This window comes from Paenibacillus polysaccharolyticus, assembly GCF_900102085.1.
GTDB lineage: Bacteria > Bacillota > Bacilli > Paenibacillales > Paenibacillaceae > Paenibacillus > Paenibacillus polysaccharolyticus.
Genome location: NZ_FMVM01000015.1, coordinates 136918 through 154261, shown reverse-complemented (window position 1 = coordinate 154261; position 17344 = coordinate 136918). Strand labels below are relative to the sequence as shown.

Genomic DNA, 17344 nt, shown 5'->3' with positions numbered 1-17344 from the left:
ATGAAAAATTGAATGCAATTCAGTAGGTCTTAGAACCTAGTCTTAGATTGAGATAAAAAGTACATAGTATAACTGGAGTTGAGGCATAATGGGTGATGGAACAGACGCTCTAACCTATGGATATATCAGGGAAACCAGATAGGACGCGGATTTTTCTTGTGAGGATAAGAGTTGAAATGACTGTAAAACCTGTGTTAAAGTATACGGGTGTGATAAAAGGTTAAAATTTTGACACTTTTAAGAGCACAGCTAAAGTCCTGCTTTTTTAAATAATCATAACAATGAACTTACTTGCATAAGACTCACCATGAGGTGAAGTCCGATTCAAATGCGGATTAAGAAGTGCTGAAAAGGAGAGAATCATGAAAGGTTTCAGAGGCAAACGCCAACCGGATCAACACCGGGTACACGAACAATCCGGAGAACACCGGACGGCCGAAGACAAAAACAGCATGAGCATGTCCAACTTCAGTTCAAATAAGAAAAGAATTTTGTCATCGCGCAAATGGATCATTACCGCAACTTGTGGCATTCTGATTGCAGCATCGGTTGGATTCGGAGTTAAGCAATATGTGGCTTCCAATACGGTTCCTTATTATAAGGTTATAGTCAAAGGCACTGAAGTTGGAACCATTGCCAACGAGGCACAACTGCAGCAGTTGTTTGCGAAAAAAACCGAAGAATACCGGGAGAAGTATCCGGATGCAGAGATGGTGCTGAACACAGACGGAATTACAACGGAAACGGTAAGGGCATATAAACCCGAAGTGAACAGCGAGCAAACGCTGGACAAACTGGGCAACATGTTAACGGCTTATGCCAAAGGCGTGGAGCTTAAAGTGAACGGTGAAGTCGTCGGCATTGTGAAGGATCAGGAAACGGCAGACAAGATCCTGCAACAAGTACAGAGCAAATACATACCGGCATCGGCTGTGCGAAGCTCACTGAAAACCAAGTCGGTATCGGCGAATTCTTCTAAAAAAGATAACGGGCCAAGTACAACGTTAAAATCCGTAGACATCAAAGAAGAAGTGACAACGGATACGGTGAAGGCGGACCCGAATAAAATATGGGATGAGTCCGAGGCGGTTAAAGCTTTAACCGTTGGTAAAGACGCGCTTGTAACCTATGTAGTGCGAGAAGGGGATACGATCTCTTCGATCGCAGCCAAATATGAGATTACACAAAGCGAGATTCGTAAACATAACCCGGGTATCAAGGAGACATCCCTCCAGATTGGACAGGAGTTGACTCTGACCGTACCAAAGCCGGCAATCACGGTTAAATCGGTGGAGCAAGTGGTAGAACAGATTGAAGTGAAACCACAGGTTGAGGTGCGCAAAAGTGCTGAGCTGAAGGCAGGTACGACGAAAGTGGTTCGTCCAGGCCAAAGCGGGCTAAAAAATATGCAGTATCGCATCACCAAAGAAAACGGCGAAGTCGTTCGCGAAGAATGGCTGGGTCAGGAAGTTCTCAAAACTGCGGTGACTGAGGTAGTGCTGAGCGGAACTAAAGTGGTTGGCGAAGGCACAGGACAGTTTGCATGGCCTGTATCCAATGCGACGATGAGCAGCAGCTTCGGTCAACGTTGGGGGCGTCAGCACAAAGGTGTCGATCTGGTCGGTAATCGCGATGTGAAATCTGCAGATGAAGGTGTAGTTACTTTTGCAGGCCAAAAGAGCGGTTATGGGAATGTCATCATTATTAACCATCGCAACGGATATGAAACACTTTATGGTCACTTGAATAGCATCAGTGTTGATGTTGGCCAAGTGGTGGAAAAGGGCGACAGTATCGGCGTGATGGGCAATACCGGACGTTCCACAGGAACACATCTGCATTTTGAGATTTTGAAAAATGGTACAGCAGAAAATCCGATGACTTATCTGAATTAAGGATATATCACGATATTGAGTATAGTACACAAGGCATCGCTTCACCATGCTGAGATAAGAACAAGGCCCGCTGTTTAGCTGGCCTTGTTTTTTTGGTGTGAAATATTTCTACAGGAAACGGCTTCCAAGAGGGGGTTCGGGATGTGACGGTGCCTCAGGTATGTTAAACTAGAGAGTATAAGTCGTTGACTATATTCAACACACAACATGATATGGACTATAAGCAATACAATAGATTAGAGAGACAGCGCCAGTGGCGGATTAAGCAGGATATAGGGGTGAATTCAGCCGATGCAGGGAAAGATTTTGGTGGTGGACGACGAGCAGCCCATCGCAGATATTCTGAAGTTTAATTTGGAAAAAGAGGGATACGAGGTCATCTGTGCGTTTGATGGTATTCGTGCGGTCGAACTGGCGTTATCCGAGAAACCGGATCTGATGCTTCTGGATCTGATGCTTCCGGGCAAGGACGGGATGGATGTGTGCCGCGAGGTGCGTGCTCATCTGGAGGTCCCGATTATTATGCTGACAGCCAAAGACGGAGAGATCGACAAGGTACTCGGTCTGGAACTAGGCGCAGATGATTATGTAACCAAACCTTTTAGCACACGGGAGTTGCTTGCACGGGTCAAGGCTCAGATGCGCAGACAGCAGAAACCGGCAACGATTGTAGAAGCGCCAGAGCAAGAAGGGAAGCAGATCCTGCGGCTGTTTGATCTGGCTTTTGATATGGACATGTATACGGCGTACAAGGGCGGGGAGCCGCTTGATCTGACACATCGGGAATATGAGCTACTCTATTATATGGCCAAGCATTCAGGCAAAGTCATGACACGAGAGCATCTGTTGCAAGCTGTATGGGGATACGAATATTTTGGAGATGTGCGTACAGTGGATGTGACGATTCGCAGGCTACGGGAGAAGATTGAAGAAAATCCGAGCAAGCCGGAAACGATTCTGACTCGCCGGGGGCTTGGTTATCTCGTGCGCAGTGCCAAAAGCGTGGGGATATAATGGGCCGATTCTCGCAATTTTCGTTCTTTCGAACGATTCAGGCGAAATTAATTATTATATATGTGCTGCTGATTCTAATTGCGATGCAATTGATCGGGGTTTATTTTGTAAGTGCGATGAAGAACTCGCTCACCAGCAACTTTACAGAAGATTTGCAGGCACGGGCAGAGATGCTGTCGGTGTTAGTCGGTCAGACGATGGCTGGTGGAGAAGCGGAGGGTGGAGAGGACAAAACGGAGAACCTGCGTGTCCTGGTAAACAATCTGTTCAACATCAACGGTGCCGAGATTCAGGTGCTGGATGCCAGCGGCAAGGTGCTTACGACTTCGCTAAGTTCACATTCTGATTATATTGGGCGAAAAAATACCCAGACCGTTGTCAGCCGTGCATTGCAAGGCATTCGGGATAATGAGGAATATATCGTAGACGAGGATAATGTCCGCAAAAAAGTCGTGGCCAAGCCGGTTTTAACCGGCGGCAAAATTATTGGTGCAGTCTACATCGCCGCTTCGATGAACGAGCTGTACGCGACGATGGAAGGCATTAACAAGATTTTCATATCCGGTATTCTGATCGCCTTGGTATTAACGGCGGTACTCGGTGTCATTCTGTCACATACGATCACCCAGCCGATTAAGGAAGTGACAAGGCGGGCAACCGCGGTTGCAGAAGGGAACTTCGATCAGCAGACACCGGTATTTGGCACAGATGAGATTGGTCAGCTTAGCCAGGCATTTAACTATATGACCAGCAGGCTGCGAGATGCTCTTTCCCAGAACGAAGAGGAGAAAGAGAAGCTGACCTCGATCCTGACCAATATGAGTGATGGTGTTGTTGCGACGGATGAGCATGGCAAAGTCATTCTCGTCAACCGCCGTGCCAGCAACATTCTCGGCATGCGCCCATCGGATATTGAAGGCAGGCACTTTGCTGTCCTGCTGGGTATTGATCCGGAGGACGCGGAAGCACTGGCAAGTGGTTTCACCGGCTCAACATTGCTCCAGATTGCTCCGGCAGGTCAGGAAGAGCCGGTCGTGATTCGCATGACGTTCACTCCTGTACACCGGCGTGAGCTGGGGATCACCGGCACAATTGCTGTACTTCAGGATGTAACGGAGCAGGAAGAACTGGAAAACTCCCGGCGTGAGTTTGTAGCGAATGTATCGCATGAGCTGCGTACACCGCTCACCACGATTAAAAGTTACGCCGAAGCGCTGGATGATGGGGCATTGGAAGACCCGCAGCTGGCGGGACGTTTTGTCGGTGTCATTCAGAATGAGACCGAGCGCATGATCCGTTTGGTGACGGACCTATTGCACCTGTCCAGACTGGATTCCAAGGAAGCGTTGCTACGCAAGCAACCTATCGATATTTTGGAGATGCTGGAGGAAGTCACGGATCGATTCTCCTTCCAGATGCACCAGAAGGACATTCAGTCTGTCTTGTCTGTGGAAAATGATATTCCAGCAGTTCCACTCGATCGGGATCAGATTGATCAGGTTCTGGACAATGTAGTGTCCAACGCATTGAAATATACGCTGGAGGGTGGCACCATTACGATCGCTGCCCGGCGCAGCGATGAGCATACGTTAGCTATCTCCGTATCTGACACAGGTATGGGTATTCCGCAGCGTGATCTGGATCGGATATTTGAGCGTTTTTACCGCGTTGACAAAGCTCGCTCTCGCAGCATGGGGGGCACAGGGCTTGGATTGTCCATTGCCCGGGAAATTGTAAAAGCTCACGATGGAAGCATCTCTCTTGAGTCTGAGGTAGACGTTGGCACAACGGTAACGTTCACATTGCCAATGCATGATAAGGGAGGTGAGCACCTTGAAGGAACGGATTAAATCTCTGGTGCTCGCTTCACTGGTTGCAGCCAGTCTGATCCAGAGTTATTTCCTGATCTATCGTCTTCCTGGGGGCGGTGACTCTGTGGTGACCTCGGAGACAAACTACGTGAAGACCGAAAATATGGGTCAAGAGCGTAATATTGAGGAGTTAATTTTCCCGAATCAGATGATTATTCATCTGGGTCAGGATAAACATACGGTGTTTTACCCTGGCAACACGTTCTATCAATTGATCTATTCCAGGCTGAAAGGCCGGACGTTCGAGGATTTCCAGCGTCGCAATGTGCAGTCGGTGAATTGGGATCAGATTCGTAAGGAGAGTCCCGGCTTTGAGTTGTCGTTTAAGGAAGGCATGCCAGTGGCCTTGTTACAGCGAGTGATGCGCTTAGGAACAGATTCTCTTTTTCAAGGAGAGACAATCAACCGTATCGCTATATATACAACTCCAGATGAGACAAAGGCTCATGCGCTGTTTTTCAGTGCCAAGGGAGATGTGGTCTATGAGGCCACACAGGCGGATTTGACGGTGCAGGATGTGCAGCAACATGTCGATTTTGGGACGAGCTGGACACCGTACACGCTAATGGAAGGCGGATATTATATTCCGACGCAGGCACTGGATACGATTGAGGCAGATGTGCCGACAGGGCAGTTCACGGTAGAGCAGATGCAGCGCAGTCTGTTCACTGATCCAAGCATGACCCGGAATATTCGGGAAAAAGATGGATCAGAGATTTATACGGATAGCAAACGTAGTCTGCAAGTGAAGCAGGAGCAACGCTGGATCAGCTATACAGACCCGGCGGCACCGCCAGCCGGACAGAGTGATGCGTCCAAGGACGCACTGTTTGCGGTTGACTTTGTCAATCAGCATGGTGGCTGGAAAGGGCGCTCACGCATGATGCTCAAATCAGCTGACAACAAAACGAAGTTGCAGTTCCAGCAGTATTATGGCAGTTACCCAATCTTGGATTCGATGCAATTCCGTTTCGGCACGATCAACATGGAAATGCAGCAGGAGACGGTGTCGAGCTATGAACGATCTTTGGAATATTTGAACGAAGGTGCGGAGACGAAGAAGTCCATCAAGCTGCCCGGCGGGGATAAACTGAAAAATCTGATCCGCAAAGTAGCGGGTGAAAACCGCAAAGTCGTAGATGTATACCCGGCATATCGTCCATCATCGATGGAGGACGGGTTGCGGCTGATCCCGGTTTGGGTGATCCGCTTTGGCAACGGTGAGGAAACGACGGTGTCTTAGCAGTATGCGCGGCTGGAATTCTAACGATCACCAGAGACGTTATATGCTAGATTTGCGAAGTTTTGAAAGTCTAACGGTCACCACGGACGCTATTTCGGTGAAAATGGGCTGATTATGGCTGAAAAGTCTGAATTTACGCGAAATAAGGCTTCTCCTGATCGTTAGAATTAAAATGAGCCTGAAATGGGGCAAATAAGGTTCCTGGTGATCGTTAGCCTGAAGGGGCTACGGGTTATTAGGATACGAGGCTGCGTTGGCAACGTGGAAGCAAGGATATATTAGGCGATCGGGTAAATAAGGAGGTGAATGGTCTGGATTGGGGACGGGCGAAAAATGTATTAATATATGCATTTCTGCTGCTGAATCTGGTGCTGGGATATCAGATCTGGATGGATGCACGCGAGACGGCTGGAGCCAATCTGGACTTCACCTCGCTCGCAGATAATACACAGCAGGCGATGGAAGAGAAAGGAATTCAGGTGCTGGCGCCGATTCCAAATGAAACGCCGAAGCTGCCGAAGTTGTCCTATGAGTTTACCGAAGAGGACAAGTCGGGGATTGAAGTGGAGCTGGAGGAGCCGGTGGACAGCAAGCTGATCTTCTCGCCAAGCGAGCTGGCGGACGCGCTGCAGGCGGAGATTCCGCAAATCGGCACGTACCGGCTGGATCAGCTGATGGCGGAAGATGGGGCTTTTGTGCTCCACCCGCTGGTGGACGGCAAATGGCCGCTCTTTAACGTGAGTCTGGAGCTGTTCTACAGCGATCAGAAAATCACGGGTTATCATCAGACTCCCGTGCGGATTACAACCGCCGAGGAGAGCGATCAGCAGGTACTTCCGGCGTCAAAGGCGCTGGGAACGCTGATCGAAAACTTTTTGCCAAACAATGCAATTGTGAAAGATATACAGCTGGGCTATTACGGCCAGTTGTTCAATTCAGATATACAGGTAGCGATGCCGGCATGGCGGTTCGTGCTGGAAAGTGGCGAAGTGTTGTACGTGCAGGGCATCAGTGGGGATGTATTCAGTCCCAAGTCAGATAAACCAGGGGAGTAATGCGTTATGGGGATATATTTTACGGTGTTATCCAGTGGTTCGACAGGTAATGCCACAGTCATTCAGCATGGGGGCACTTCACTCATGATTGATGCGGGTCTTAGCGCGAAGCGGCTGGAGGCATTGTTTCTGGAACGGGAGATTTCGGGAACGGAACTGGATGGCATTCTGGTGACACATGAACATTCGGATCATATTAAAGGACTAGGCGCGATGTCTCGGAAATATAATTTACCGATCTATGCAAATACGAATACGTGGGCGGCTTTGGAGAAGTCGGTCGGAGCGATTCCGGAGGAGAACCGGCGAATATTTGAAACTGGTGAGAAGCATGATTTTGGCTCGCTGCGCGTAGAGTCGTTCGGTATTTCGCATGATGCGGCTGAACCGGTAGGTTATACATTCGACGATGGCAGCGAGAAATTGTCCGTGGCGACAGACCTCGGCTATATGAGCGACAAGGTTCGCGATGCGATCTCGGACTCGGATGTGCTCGTGCTGGAGGCGAATCATGATGTCGAATTGCTGCGCATGGGGCGGTATCCGTGGAACACCAAGCGCCGGATTCTGAGTGACATCGGGCATTTGTCGAACGAAGCCGCAGGTGCGGCGCTTAGTGAACTGATGAATGGACGTATCAAACGTACGTATCTGGCACATCTCAGCCGGGATCATAATATGATGGATTTGGCTAAAATGTCGGTGCGTGATGCGATGGAAAGCCGTGGCTGTTTTTATCGGGACCATGAGTTCAAGCTCTGCGATACGTATTATGATCGTCCTACACCATGGGATAGGGTGGGTGAGCCATAAAGCTGTCCAGTTCGGCGGCTTTGCGCTCCACTTCCTCGCGTGTGAGGATGCCTTTATCAATAAGCAGTTCAATGATGGTGCTGAGCGCGAGTGTGTTACGATAATGTTCTTCTTTGAGATCAGCCAGCTTGGCCGCCATATGAACTTCGTCCATAGCTGTGAGTGTTCGCGTGCGTTCCATTGTGGAATCCTCCTTCATTCTATGAAGCTTTGAATTGTTCTTTTACTATTATTGTAGTCAGGCTGGGTGGAAAACATTCCTCTTTTTGCCGCTAACATTCTCCGGGCGGGATGTGTATGCTGAAACTGTAGCTGTACCGCTTTGAATTTGGAATGAAATGTGATTGAAAAAGTTTGATGAATTCGAAAGAATAACGCTTAGCGTATCCCATTTTGTGGTGATAGATAGTATGAACCTTTATTGTTAAGGGAGTTATCGCGAAAATTTACGTTTATTTACGTAATTATGCAACTTTTTGGGATATAAAGTGTTTAGTATATAAGGAGTATTATGATTTTGGCTGTTTTTGCGTATGAAATGGAATCTCAAATCTCGCAATAGGCGAGAGCATGATTGATAGAGCACACGGATGCAGTGCCATCCTGTTGTATATATACGTTCGTTCCTGGTCTGGTTCGGGAATGTAGCGATGTGCAAGACCATTTTGTTAAAAAGCAAAAAGGCATGGGGAGACAGGGAGTTTCACTGGTCATCCATGCAATAACTTGGGCGGCAGTCAGGGTCTTGATGCGTGACAACGAAGGGGAGAGGATCACGATGGGATTGTTTGGAGACGATTTTTATTCAACCAAGGTATCAAGACGCGCCGAACCTGAACAGAAAGGCAAACTTCAGATCATCCGCCCGGGAGGCGGAAAACGCGCACGTGATCGCTGGAGCAATCCGCGTAGATCACGCTCGGAATTCAGTTCTACCGTCAAGGTAGCTGTGATCAGTTCGGTGATTAGCTCCATCGTGACGGTTACGCTGTTCAGCTTCATCAGCCAGCCTGCAACGCAATTACCTCTGGCGAATGCGGCAGGTCAAGGTGGTGGAACTGCACAGACCGCACAGGTCGCTGATCCTTACGACCGCATCATCAACGCGGCGGCAGAAGTACGTCCTTCTGTTGTCAGCATCGTGAATCATAAAACAGGCAGTAGCCTGTCGATGGAAGATTCCGCGCTGGGGTCCGGGGTTATTTTCAAAAAAGAAGATGGCAAAGCCTACATTATGACTAATCACCACGTCGTGGAAGGTGCCAGTGATCTGGAGATCGTGACGGTGGACGGGGAAACACATAAAGCCAAACTGGTAGGTAAAGACCGGGTGAGTGACATCGCGGTACTATCAACGGACGATAAAGGCCTCGGAGCCGCGGCAGAAATCGGTGATTCCAGCAAGCTGCAACGCGGCCAGACGGTACTGGCAATCGGTAATCCGCTGGGTCTTGGCGGTACGCTGACATCGGGGATCGTTAGTTATACGGATCGGATTTTGCCCGTATCCATTAATCAGGACGGGGTATACGACTGGGAGCAAAACGTTATTCAGACAGATGCAGCCATTAATGAAGGCAACAGCGGCGGAGCACTGGTTGATCTGAACGGCAAGGTTGTAGGCATCAACACGATGAAAATTTCGGATACCGGCGTTGAGGGTCTCGGCTTCGCGATTCCGATTAACGAAGTGATGAAAACGGTGGATTCCCTTTTGCTGAACGGCAAAGTATACCGTCCTTATCTGGGCGTGTACACGGTTGATCTGAGCAATCCATATGCTCCACTGGATGATGATCAGCGCAAGGATCTCAAACTGCCATCCCACGTGGATAGCGGTGTAGTCGTACTGGAAGCTTCCGGCCCGGCATCCGAGGCAGGCATGAAGCTGAACGATGTGATTACGGAATTTGATGGGCAAAAAATTACCTCCACGCTGGACCTGCGGAAATTCCTGTACGACAAGAAAAAGATCGGCGATTCAATAGAGGTCTCATTCTATCGGGATGGCAAAGCGGAGAAAGTCTCTGTGAAGCTGACGGATAAGCCGGAGTAAGGCTTGTGGAGTTTATGAAGTTTGTGGGCCTGTGACAGTGAGGCATGATGTGCAGGTTGTTTCACTGAAATGATCATATGTCATGGAACATGGCCATACTGATAAGTTGATCATGAGTCAAGATGATAGTAGAGAGAGTGATCAGAATATATCTGACCACTCTTTTTATGTTCATGGGTATGGGGTAGAACCTAAGGGTAGGGCAGGACACAACTATATAAGTTGGACTATTCTTTTACACGTTAACGAAGAGGACAGAAAAAACCTGGAAAAGCGAAGCGCTCGCCTGAAAGCTTTCTGCAAGAAAGCTACATCGGAAGCATACGCTTATCACCGGATTTTCCCTTTGGAAAAGGGAATTAAAAAAAATCTGGGGATAACCGCTACTCTCCTGGTTATTCTGTCATCGGAGTGGACTGTGTGAAATCTTTAGTTCAATTTATATAGACAGAAAGACTTGGAGCGAAAGGCGCAGATACATTTGTTCGCCTGTATGGTAAACTGTTCTTAATGTGTTTACATAGATCGTTGTTGCAAATAACAGCTGGATAACGTGTGATCTGGCTAGCTAATCTGAAAATGGAGGGATTCGGAGATGAATCTATTGAAGAAAAAGGTACTTGGTGGAACAGGATTGGCACTATCGATGCTGTTGTTATCTGCTTGTGGATCGGAGAACACACCAGCTGCATCAGTAGATACGAGCGCGTTGCAGGAGAAGATTGCTGGCCTGGAGAAAAAGCTGACCGAGCAGGGAATTAAAAGCGATGAGCAGGCGCAGAAAATTGCGGCACTTGAGAAAAAGCTGAATGAATTTGGTACAGCCGGCGTTGCTGGACAAGGGACGGGTGGCAAAACACCGACAGCTGGCGGAAACAACGGGTCTGCTGGAAAAGGAGATGGGGTACTGATTACGTTTGCCCAGTATGAGAAGCTGGAGGTTGGCATGACCGTGGAAGAGGTCATCAATATTCTAGGCGGTGAAGGTGAAGCGCTAAGTGAAGCCGAGAACATGGTGGTGTACAACTATAAAGGCACGGCTGGTAACGGCGGCAACGCGGTAATTGCTTTTCAAGGCGGGAAACTGCTTACGAAGGCTCAGTCGGGATTGGAGTAGGCTGGGAGCTGGGGGTAAGGATAAATATACGGACAAGATCAGAGATAGAGCAAAGGTAACGACAAGGGTAGAGTAAGGATAAGAGTAAAAGCGTGAATGGACGCTTGAAGTTAAAATTAAAGTTGAAGCATTCCAGCAATGATACCTGTGGGTGGGTATCGTTGAGGGGGTGCTTTTTTATATGCGATGGTTTGCTTTGGTATCTTAGGTGCTATAGGAAATAATTCTGGTTTTTGAGTTTGGTAAGACAGAAGAGGGCAAGATATATCTGCTAATGCTAAGAGGAAGGCTTTTCGGTGTAAGAGTGGCAATTTTTTGCGCGGATCTGCGAGGTGGGGGTTTCTTTTCCGCGGCAGGTGTGATAGAACTGAGAAGTGGCTATCCTGTAATGGGATAAGCGGTTGTGAATCGGGAACATAGCTGGTGACAGAAAGGATGCTTGACGGATGTACGTTGTATGCAAAGAACACGTGGACATTGCCATCGACATGTTTGTGGATGAATATGAGGACGCTCCAGATATCGTGGATTTGAAGGAGACGGAATTTGCCGACTGGGACCCGCCTGCCAAATGCGCTGAGTGCGATCAGCACGCGGAATTCCTTGTCGTTTAGCGTACTGTAGAGCAAGCCGCTAGGGGTGCTATTGGATGGTGCTATGAGATGTTGTTGTGCATGGCGTAGCAGCGATAGATAGTATCTCTGGCGTTAGACTTGGTTCGATCCGGTATGAACATCACAGCAAGGTGCAGAGAGAGCGTGTTGAGCGCTCTTTTTGCATTTGTGGGAGAGCGAGCGGCTGTGGCGGGGGGAGTATGGGGGCTGGCGATCTAATGGGCTGGAATCAAGAATTAGCGAGTTTTGAGTGGTAAGAGAAAGGGTAGGCACAGAACGTTGAGAATATGAGTGTGGGAGCGGCAAGGCACAGACATTGGCATATATGAGCTGTGAGCCGCCGAGCTGAATGTGTTAGGGCATTTTGCAGTAATTAAAGGCGTGGTCAGCGGGTGAGAATTGTAACGATCATGAGAAACCTTATTTGGGCAAAATGAGCGTGGTTGAAATTCTAACGATTCGTAGAAAGCTTATTTTGGGAAAATCACAGCAAACAGAGCGAAAAATGCTCAATTTGGGCGAAATAGCGTCATCTGTGATCGTTAGGTTTTAAAAGTGGGCAATTCGGGCTGAATAAGGTTTGTGGTGATCGTTAGAGTTTGGAATGATTTTGATGGATGAGCGATGCGATTGAAGCATCTAAGAGAGATAGATGGATGGCAAGAGGACGATTCAGGAGGAATGATCACATGTTGATTCAAATTATTGGCGTAGGCAAATTGAAGGAAAAATATTTAACGCTGGGCATTCAGGAGTATGCCAAGCGGCTCGCCCCGTACATCAAGTTTCAGATGATCGAGGTCGCAGACGAAAAAGCGCCCGATACCCTGAGCGAAGCCGAGGTACGGGCGGTAAAAGAGCGCGAGGGCGAACGCATCCTCGCGCATGTGAAGAGCGAAGCGCACGTCGTTGCGCTCGCACTGGATGGCCAGCTCTGGAGTTCCGAGGAGCTGGCTATGGAGATCGACAAGCTCGGCACGTATGGGACGAGCCATGTCGTGTTTGTCATCGGAGGGAGCCACGGGCTCTCCGATGAGGTATTGCGCCGCGCGAAGCAGCGCTTGAGCTTCGGGCGCATGACCTTGCCGCATCAATTAATGCGGCTGGTGTTGGTGGAGCAGATTTATCGCGCGGTGAAGATAAATCGGGGAGAACCGTATCATAAATAAGCAAAGCCCTTCGTCATATAATACCCTTTAATAATAAATTCGTGGCTCTAACATCCCAAAAATAATGATAAAATAACAAGAAGCACTGCGTTCGGATTGGAGAGGGAACAGGGATGGTTTTTACAGAAGGGATTCTTTTAAATGAAATGATGGACGGTGCCTTAATGGAAGTCGGTACCTTCTTACATATAGCAATAGGACTGACGGAGTCGGTGCAACATGCTCATAAGCGTAAGGAAGTATGTGGAAATTTAAATCCAGCGAATATCCGAATTCAGTCCAATCGGGAAGTCGTTATTCTCACAGATTCGCAACTGACGGATTACACCTATATGTCTCCCGAACAAACGGGCAAAATCAATTATATCCCAGACGGGCGTAGCGATTTGTATTCCCTGGGTATGCTCTATTATGAAATGCTGTCAGGCCGTCTGCCGTTTCACGCAAACAGTGCGGAAGAATGGATACATGCGCACCTTGCTGTTGTACCGAAGCCGCTGAGTGAATGGCGTTCAGATCTGAGCGACTCGCTTGAGGCTGTTATTATGAAGCTGTTGTCGAAGGATCCGGAGGCGCGCTATCAGAGCGCTTATGGTTTATTAAGTGATTTGAAGCGGTGCGCTTTATTGCTGGAAGAAAAGGGAGAAGTGACCTCTTTCGAAATCGCCCGTGCAGATGAGGCCAGCCGGTTTCGGATTACTCAGACTCTCTTTGGACGTGAAAGGGAAGCGGCAGATCTAAGAGATGCTTTCGAACAGGCTAAAAAGGGTGCATCCTCGTTCGTTTTCGTCAGCGGAAGTGCAGGCAGTGGCAAGACGGTACTCGTCCGAGCGCTTCAGATGGTAGTTAGAAGGGATGGAGGCCGGTTCATTAGTGGCAAATGTGACATGATGAATCGCGACATTCCGTTCTCTTCTTTACTGGAAGCTTTGCGAAGCCTAATTCGACAAATATGGAGCGAATCGCCGGATCAAGTAGCGAAATTGAAGAAGGAATTAACAAAGGCTTTAGGCCAGGGAGCAGCCGTTATTGTACAGCTTTTACCGGAAGCTGCTGAGCTGTTCGATGTCATTCCAGCGATAGAACCGCTGCAGCCTGCAGAGGCTGCGATTCGCTTTAACCGGATAGTACCCATATTCATCAAGGTGTTTGTGGATAAGCAGAATCCCTTAATTATATTCCTCGATGATCTGCAATGGGCAGATCCTGCTACGATAGATGTTCTTCGTACCCTTGTACACGATCAGGCACGACCTGGTTTACTAGTAATCAGCGCGTTTCGGGAGGAATTCGCTCAGAGCTGGAAGAAAAACGAAGGAAATAAAGTGGATGCGGCAGCATGGATGGCGGAGTCGCTTGCCTTGCACAATGAATCACAATTATCTGTGCATCATATCCATCTTGAGGCGCTATCCTATATCGAAGTGAGACAATTCGTATCCGATGTTCTGGATGAGAACTCAGCCCGTATTCGCGCCCTCGCGGAGGTGTTATACCACCGAACAGGCGGCAATCCCTTATACTTGAATCGTCTGCTAGACAAGCTATATCGGGAGAATAAGATTTATTATGATGAGGTAGAAGCGTCATGGGCGTGGAATCCATCTGTCATTATGGAAATCCCTGAGGATCCTGACATTGTCCACTTGATTGAGGCTCGTATTCGTATGCTATCCCCTGCCAAAATCGAGCTGTTAGCGATAGGTGCAGCTATCGGACATCGTTTCTGTTCATTGACGATCTCATTAGTAAGCGGATACCCTCTACTGCAAGTACGCACACTTCTGCATGCCATAGAGGAAGAGGGACTAATCTCTCGAGAACATGAGAGTGATGCGTCAGACGATGTGGAACGTTATCGATTTTTGCATGACCGTATTCAACAGGCAGCTTACATGACCATGTCTGAATCAAACAAAACGAGCTTACATCTGACCATTGGCCGGTTGATACGCGATGATTTATCTAATGAAAGAGGATTTACGATCTTTGATCGGGTACACCACTTGAATTTGGGCAGTGAGAAAATAGAGGATGACGCAGAGAAAAGAGAGCTTGCGGAATTTAACTATGAGGCAGGATCGAAATCTAAGGCATCAACCGCGTTTACATCTGCCCTTCACTTCTATGAGATCGCTTTACGCCTATCCAATGGTGATTGGAAGAATACAGCTTCTCTTGATTACCGGATCATGCTGGAGATCACCGAATGTGAGTACATGTGTGGTCATACAGATCATGCGGAGGAACTACTGGCGAACTTAATGTCTTGTACAACGAACGTGGTTGAACGTTCTCGTATTTATTTGATTCGTATTGCCATGTATTCGTATCTGAAGAAGGATGAAACAGCTGTCCATATTGGGCAGCAGGCGTTGGCAGAATTGGGCTGGAAGTTCCCAAGCAAGCCTTCCAAAGCATTAGTGATCAAGGAAATCCTGCTCACCCAGAGCGCATTGTTCAATAAGGCTAACGATATTCCTCATTTGCCGATTAATCATGATTCACACTATAAAGCATTGTCAGATCTGGTCATGGCGATTTCGCTTCCTGCCTATGTACTAAGTATTGAGCAATCAGCTGTGTTATTCTCAAGATTTGTACGATATGGTCTAAAGCATGGAAGCAATGAGGCGTTTTCCTTTATGCTTGCCAGCTACGGGATGGTTATTTATAGAATATCAGGTTTCCGCACGGGGACTCAATATGTAGCTCAGGCATCTCGTCTAGCCTCTTCCTTTGATAGCGCAGACCTGCAAAGCCGATTGTATTATCTGAAAGGTCTTGTCGAAATTATCAACCCGGATGAAGGAATCAAGAAGTTTGAGAAATCGATCCAGGCTGGGATGGAATCGGCTAATCTAACCTATGTTGGAATTGCAATGATGACGACGATCACCAACTTCACCGAGAATTTGTATTCATTAGCTACACGGATACAAGAATATGAAAAGACTTCACAGCAGCTTGTAGACGGCGTCACAATGAACATTTTCCAAAGGGCAAAATGGTATATCTCACAAATGCAAGATGAGGCTGGACATAACGATGACTACGTTACGCCATTACTGAATGAGACATACAAGGATTTTGTGAATAATGAGGTCTATTATACATGCACTTGTAATCTGGAAATCGCTTATCTCTTCGGTCGGTATCGTGAAGCTCTTGAATGGGCCCATAGAGGGGAGAGGAATACATTCCTCCAGACGCGGCCGCATGTTCGCAAACAAAGGATGTACTATTCCTTGACGCTTGCTGCTATGTACTCGGAAGTGTCACCCCATGAGCAGAAGAAGATACGGATGAAGCTGCGTAAGCACTTACGTGCTATGAGGCGATGGTCTGGCTATGGCGGCAAGACTTCGTCTACTTATTTGCTGTTATCCGCTGAACGTTATCGGATGGAGGGCAATAGAGTCGATGCTGCACGATTATACGAAAGGGCTATACGAGTAGCTCGCCATGCAGGAGAGGGGCTGATGGAGGCGATCTCTTGTGAGCGAGCCGCTGTATTCTATCGGCAGATGGAGAGCATGAACGGTGCTGAAGCGCTTATCGCTGATGCTTGTGACGCTTATTCAAGATGGGGTGCCACGGTCAAGGCAGTGCAACTGAGAGCAAGCCATCCAGGATTACAAACAGCTTCGAATGAGGGCGTGGAGAAAGACAAGATGTTCATAGAGCAGTCTGGTGCAATCAAAAGAAGGTCTGAAGGTATGTCTTGGCGTACTGCGGGCAATCGGCAATTTAAGCAGCAGCCGGAATGGATGGATGCACTAGACAATTGTCGGACAATGGATCAATTCCTGGAGCTTTCCATCCGCTATTCTGGAGCGGAAAGAGGGTGTATGGTAGGTAGCGGCGGAGAGATTTACGCCATTGAAAATGAAGGCTCGTTGAGCGATCACAGGGGAGCTTCGTATGGGGAGTCGATTGTCAGATATGTACTAAAAACAGGAGAATCGGTCATACTTGCAGATGCGTTGCACAGCTCTTATTCCGCTGATCCTACGATTAGTAGTAGCCAGTCCCGATCCGTGCTATGTATGCCTGTTCTTTTCTCAAGCAGACGAATGCCCTTCGCGCTTTACTTGGAGAACAGTCTCATAGCTGGAGTATTCACTCCGGATACGAGGACCATGCTGGAGCAAATGACTGCCCGAATGATGTATGTGACATCGTTGGATGAAGCACGCGTCCAGAGTGATTCACCCATCGTCTCGTCAGCTCATTTGTCATCCACTTCTGAGGAAGCTTCACGGCTGGTAGTCGAATCACTCACGAATCGTGAAAGAGAGATCTTGTACGCGCTGACAGATGGATTGTCGAACAAGGAGATTGCTTATCGATTCGGATTAACCGAAGGAACTGTCAAAAGTTATATTCATAATGTATACGGCAAGCTGGGAGTGAAACGAAGAAGTCAGGCAATTGCCCGTGCCAAGGAGTTGGAACTCATTAATTAGGCTATTTTCTACAATATTTTCGAAACAC

Annotated in this window: 13 protein-coding genes; 12 read left to right on the top strand and 1 reads right to left on the bottom strand. The window is 48.1% G+C overall.

Annotation, left to right across the window (positions count from 1 at the left end):
- The first annotated feature begins 362 nt into the window (after positions 1–362).
- The 6 genes from BLQ13_RS20630 to BLQ13_RS20605 all read left to right on the top strand — a co-directional run bounded on the left by BLQ13_RS20630 (position 363) and on the right by BLQ13_RS20605 (position 7891).
- The gene (locus BLQ13_RS20630) at positions 363–1895 is read left to right on the top strand and encodes a peptidoglycan DD-metalloendopeptidase family protein (protein WP_090923569.1); all 1533 of its coding nucleotides are present in this window, start codon (positions 363–365) and stop codon (positions 1893–1895) included.
- Positions 1896–2186: 291 nt separating this feature from the next.
- Positions 2187–2909, top strand: coding sequence for a response regulator YycF (gene yycF / locus BLQ13_RS20625; RefSeq protein WP_090923568.1), 723 nt, complete (start codon positions 2187–2189; stop codon positions 2907–2909).
- Positions 2909–4759: a cell wall metabolism sensor histidine kinase WalK gene (gene walK, locus BLQ13_RS20620; protein ID WP_090923567.1), complete on the top strand. Its 1851-nt coding sequence runs from the start codon at positions 2909–2911 to the stop codon at positions 4757–4759. Before yycF ends, walK begins: the two co-directional genes overlap by 1 nt.
- Complete coding sequence (locus BLQ13_RS20615; RefSeq protein WP_090923566.1) at positions 4743–6023, top strand: YycH family regulatory protein; 1281 nt, start codon at positions 4743–4745, stop codon at positions 6021–6023. Before walK ends, BLQ13_RS20615 begins: the two co-directional genes overlap by 17 nt.
- A 311-nt stretch (positions 6024–6334) precedes the next feature.
- Entirely contained in the window at positions 6335–7078 is a 744-nt protein-coding gene (gene yycI, locus BLQ13_RS20610) for a two-component system regulatory protein YycI (RefSeq protein ID WP_090923623.1), read from the top strand.
- 6 nt (positions 7079–7084) lie between these two features.
- Positions 7085–7891, top strand: coding sequence for an MBL fold metallo-hydrolase (locus BLQ13_RS20605; RefSeq protein ID WP_090923565.1), 807 nt, complete (start codon positions 7085–7087; stop codon positions 7889–7891).
- On the opposite strand, the gene BLQ13_RS20600 is transcribed toward BLQ13_RS20605, so the two are convergent.
- Positions 7860–8072, bottom strand: a complete 213-nt coding sequence (locus BLQ13_RS20600) for a hypothetical protein (protein ID WP_090923564.1) — start codon at positions 8070–8072, stop codon at positions 7860–7862. The two genes, BLQ13_RS20605 and BLQ13_RS20600, sit on opposite strands and share 32 nt — an antisense overlap.
- A gap of 597 nt (positions 8073–8669) precedes the next feature.
- On the opposite strand from BLQ13_RS20600, the gene BLQ13_RS20595 reads away from it, so the two are divergent.
- From BLQ13_RS20595 to BLQ13_RS20570, 6 genes are all read left to right on the top strand, one after another.
- Positions 8670–9947 carry a S1C family serine protease gene (locus BLQ13_RS20595; RefSeq protein WP_090923563.1) on the top strand — a complete coding sequence of 426 codons (1278 nt, stop codon included), beginning with the start codon at positions 8670–8672 and terminating at the stop codon, positions 9945–9947.
- Between the two features lie 595 nt (positions 9948–10542).
- Positions 10543–11064, top strand: a complete 522-nt coding sequence (locus BLQ13_RS28935; protein WP_244159401.1) for a hypothetical protein — start codon at positions 10543–10545, stop codon at positions 11062–11064.
- A gap of 446 nt (positions 11065–11510) precedes the next feature.
- Complete coding sequence (locus BLQ13_RS20580) at positions 11511–11678, top strand: CxxH/CxxC protein (protein ID WP_090923561.1); 168 nt, start codon at positions 11511–11513, stop codon at positions 11676–11678.
- A 56-nt stretch (positions 11679–11734) separates the two neighbouring features.
- Positions 11735–11935 (top strand): hypothetical protein, encoded by a 201-nt coding sequence (locus BLQ13_RS28355; protein ID WP_139168930.1) that lies wholly within the window; start codon positions 11735–11737, stop codon positions 11933–11935.
- 432 nt (positions 11936–12367) lie between these two features.
- The gene (rlmH, locus tag BLQ13_RS20575) at positions 12368–12847 is read left to right on the top strand and encodes a 23S rRNA (pseudouridine(1915)-N(3))-methyltransferase RlmH (RefSeq protein ID WP_062327777.1); all 480 of its coding nucleotides are present in this window, start codon (positions 12368–12370) and stop codon (positions 12845–12847) included.
- Positions 12848–12960: 113 nt separating this feature from the next.
- Positions 12961–17316, top strand: a complete 4356-nt coding sequence (locus BLQ13_RS20570) for a BREX system ATP-binding domain-containing protein (protein WP_090923560.1) — start codon at positions 12961–12963, stop codon at positions 17314–17316.
- The last annotated feature ends 28 nt before the right edge of the window (positions 17317–17344 follow it).

Bases quoted from the DNA above. Each gene is read 5' to 3' on its own strand.
- BLQ13_RS20570 (WP_090923560.1), top strand. From the start codon at position 12,961: ATGGTTTTTACAGAAGGGATTCTTTTAAATGAAATGATGGACGGTGCC.
- rlmH (WP_062327777.1), top strand. From the start codon at position 12,368: ATGTTGATTCAAATTATTGGCGTAGGCAAATTGAAGGAAAAATATTTA.
- BLQ13_RS20600 (WP_090923564.1), bottom strand. From the start codon at position 8,072: ATGGAACGCACGCGAACACTCACAGCTATGGACGAAGTTCATATGGCG.
- BLQ13_RS20580 (WP_090923561.1), top strand. From the start codon at position 11,511: ATGTACGTTGTATGCAAAGAACACGTGGACATTGCCATCGACATGTTT.
- BLQ13_RS20630 (WP_090923569.1), top strand. From the start codon at position 363: ATGAAAGGTTTCAGAGGCAAACGCCAACCGGATCAACACCGGGTACAC.
- BLQ13_RS28935 (WP_244159401.1), top strand. From the start codon at position 10,543: ATGAATCTATTGAAGAAAAAGGTACTTGGTGGAACAGGATTGGCACTA.
- walK (WP_090923567.1), top strand. From the start codon at position 2,909: ATGGGCCGATTCTCGCAATTTTCGTTCTTTCGAACGATTCAGGCGAAA.
- BLQ13_RS20595 (WP_090923563.1), top strand. From the start codon at position 8,670: ATGGGATTGTTTGGAGACGATTTTTATTCAACCAAGGTATCAAGACGC.
- yycF (WP_090923568.1), top strand. From the start codon at position 2,187: ATGCAGGGAAAGATTTTGGTGGTGGACGACGAGCAGCCCATCGCAGAT.
- BLQ13_RS20605 (WP_090923565.1), top strand. From the start codon at position 7,085: ATGGGGATATATTTTACGGTGTTATCCAGTGGTTCGACAGGTAATGCC.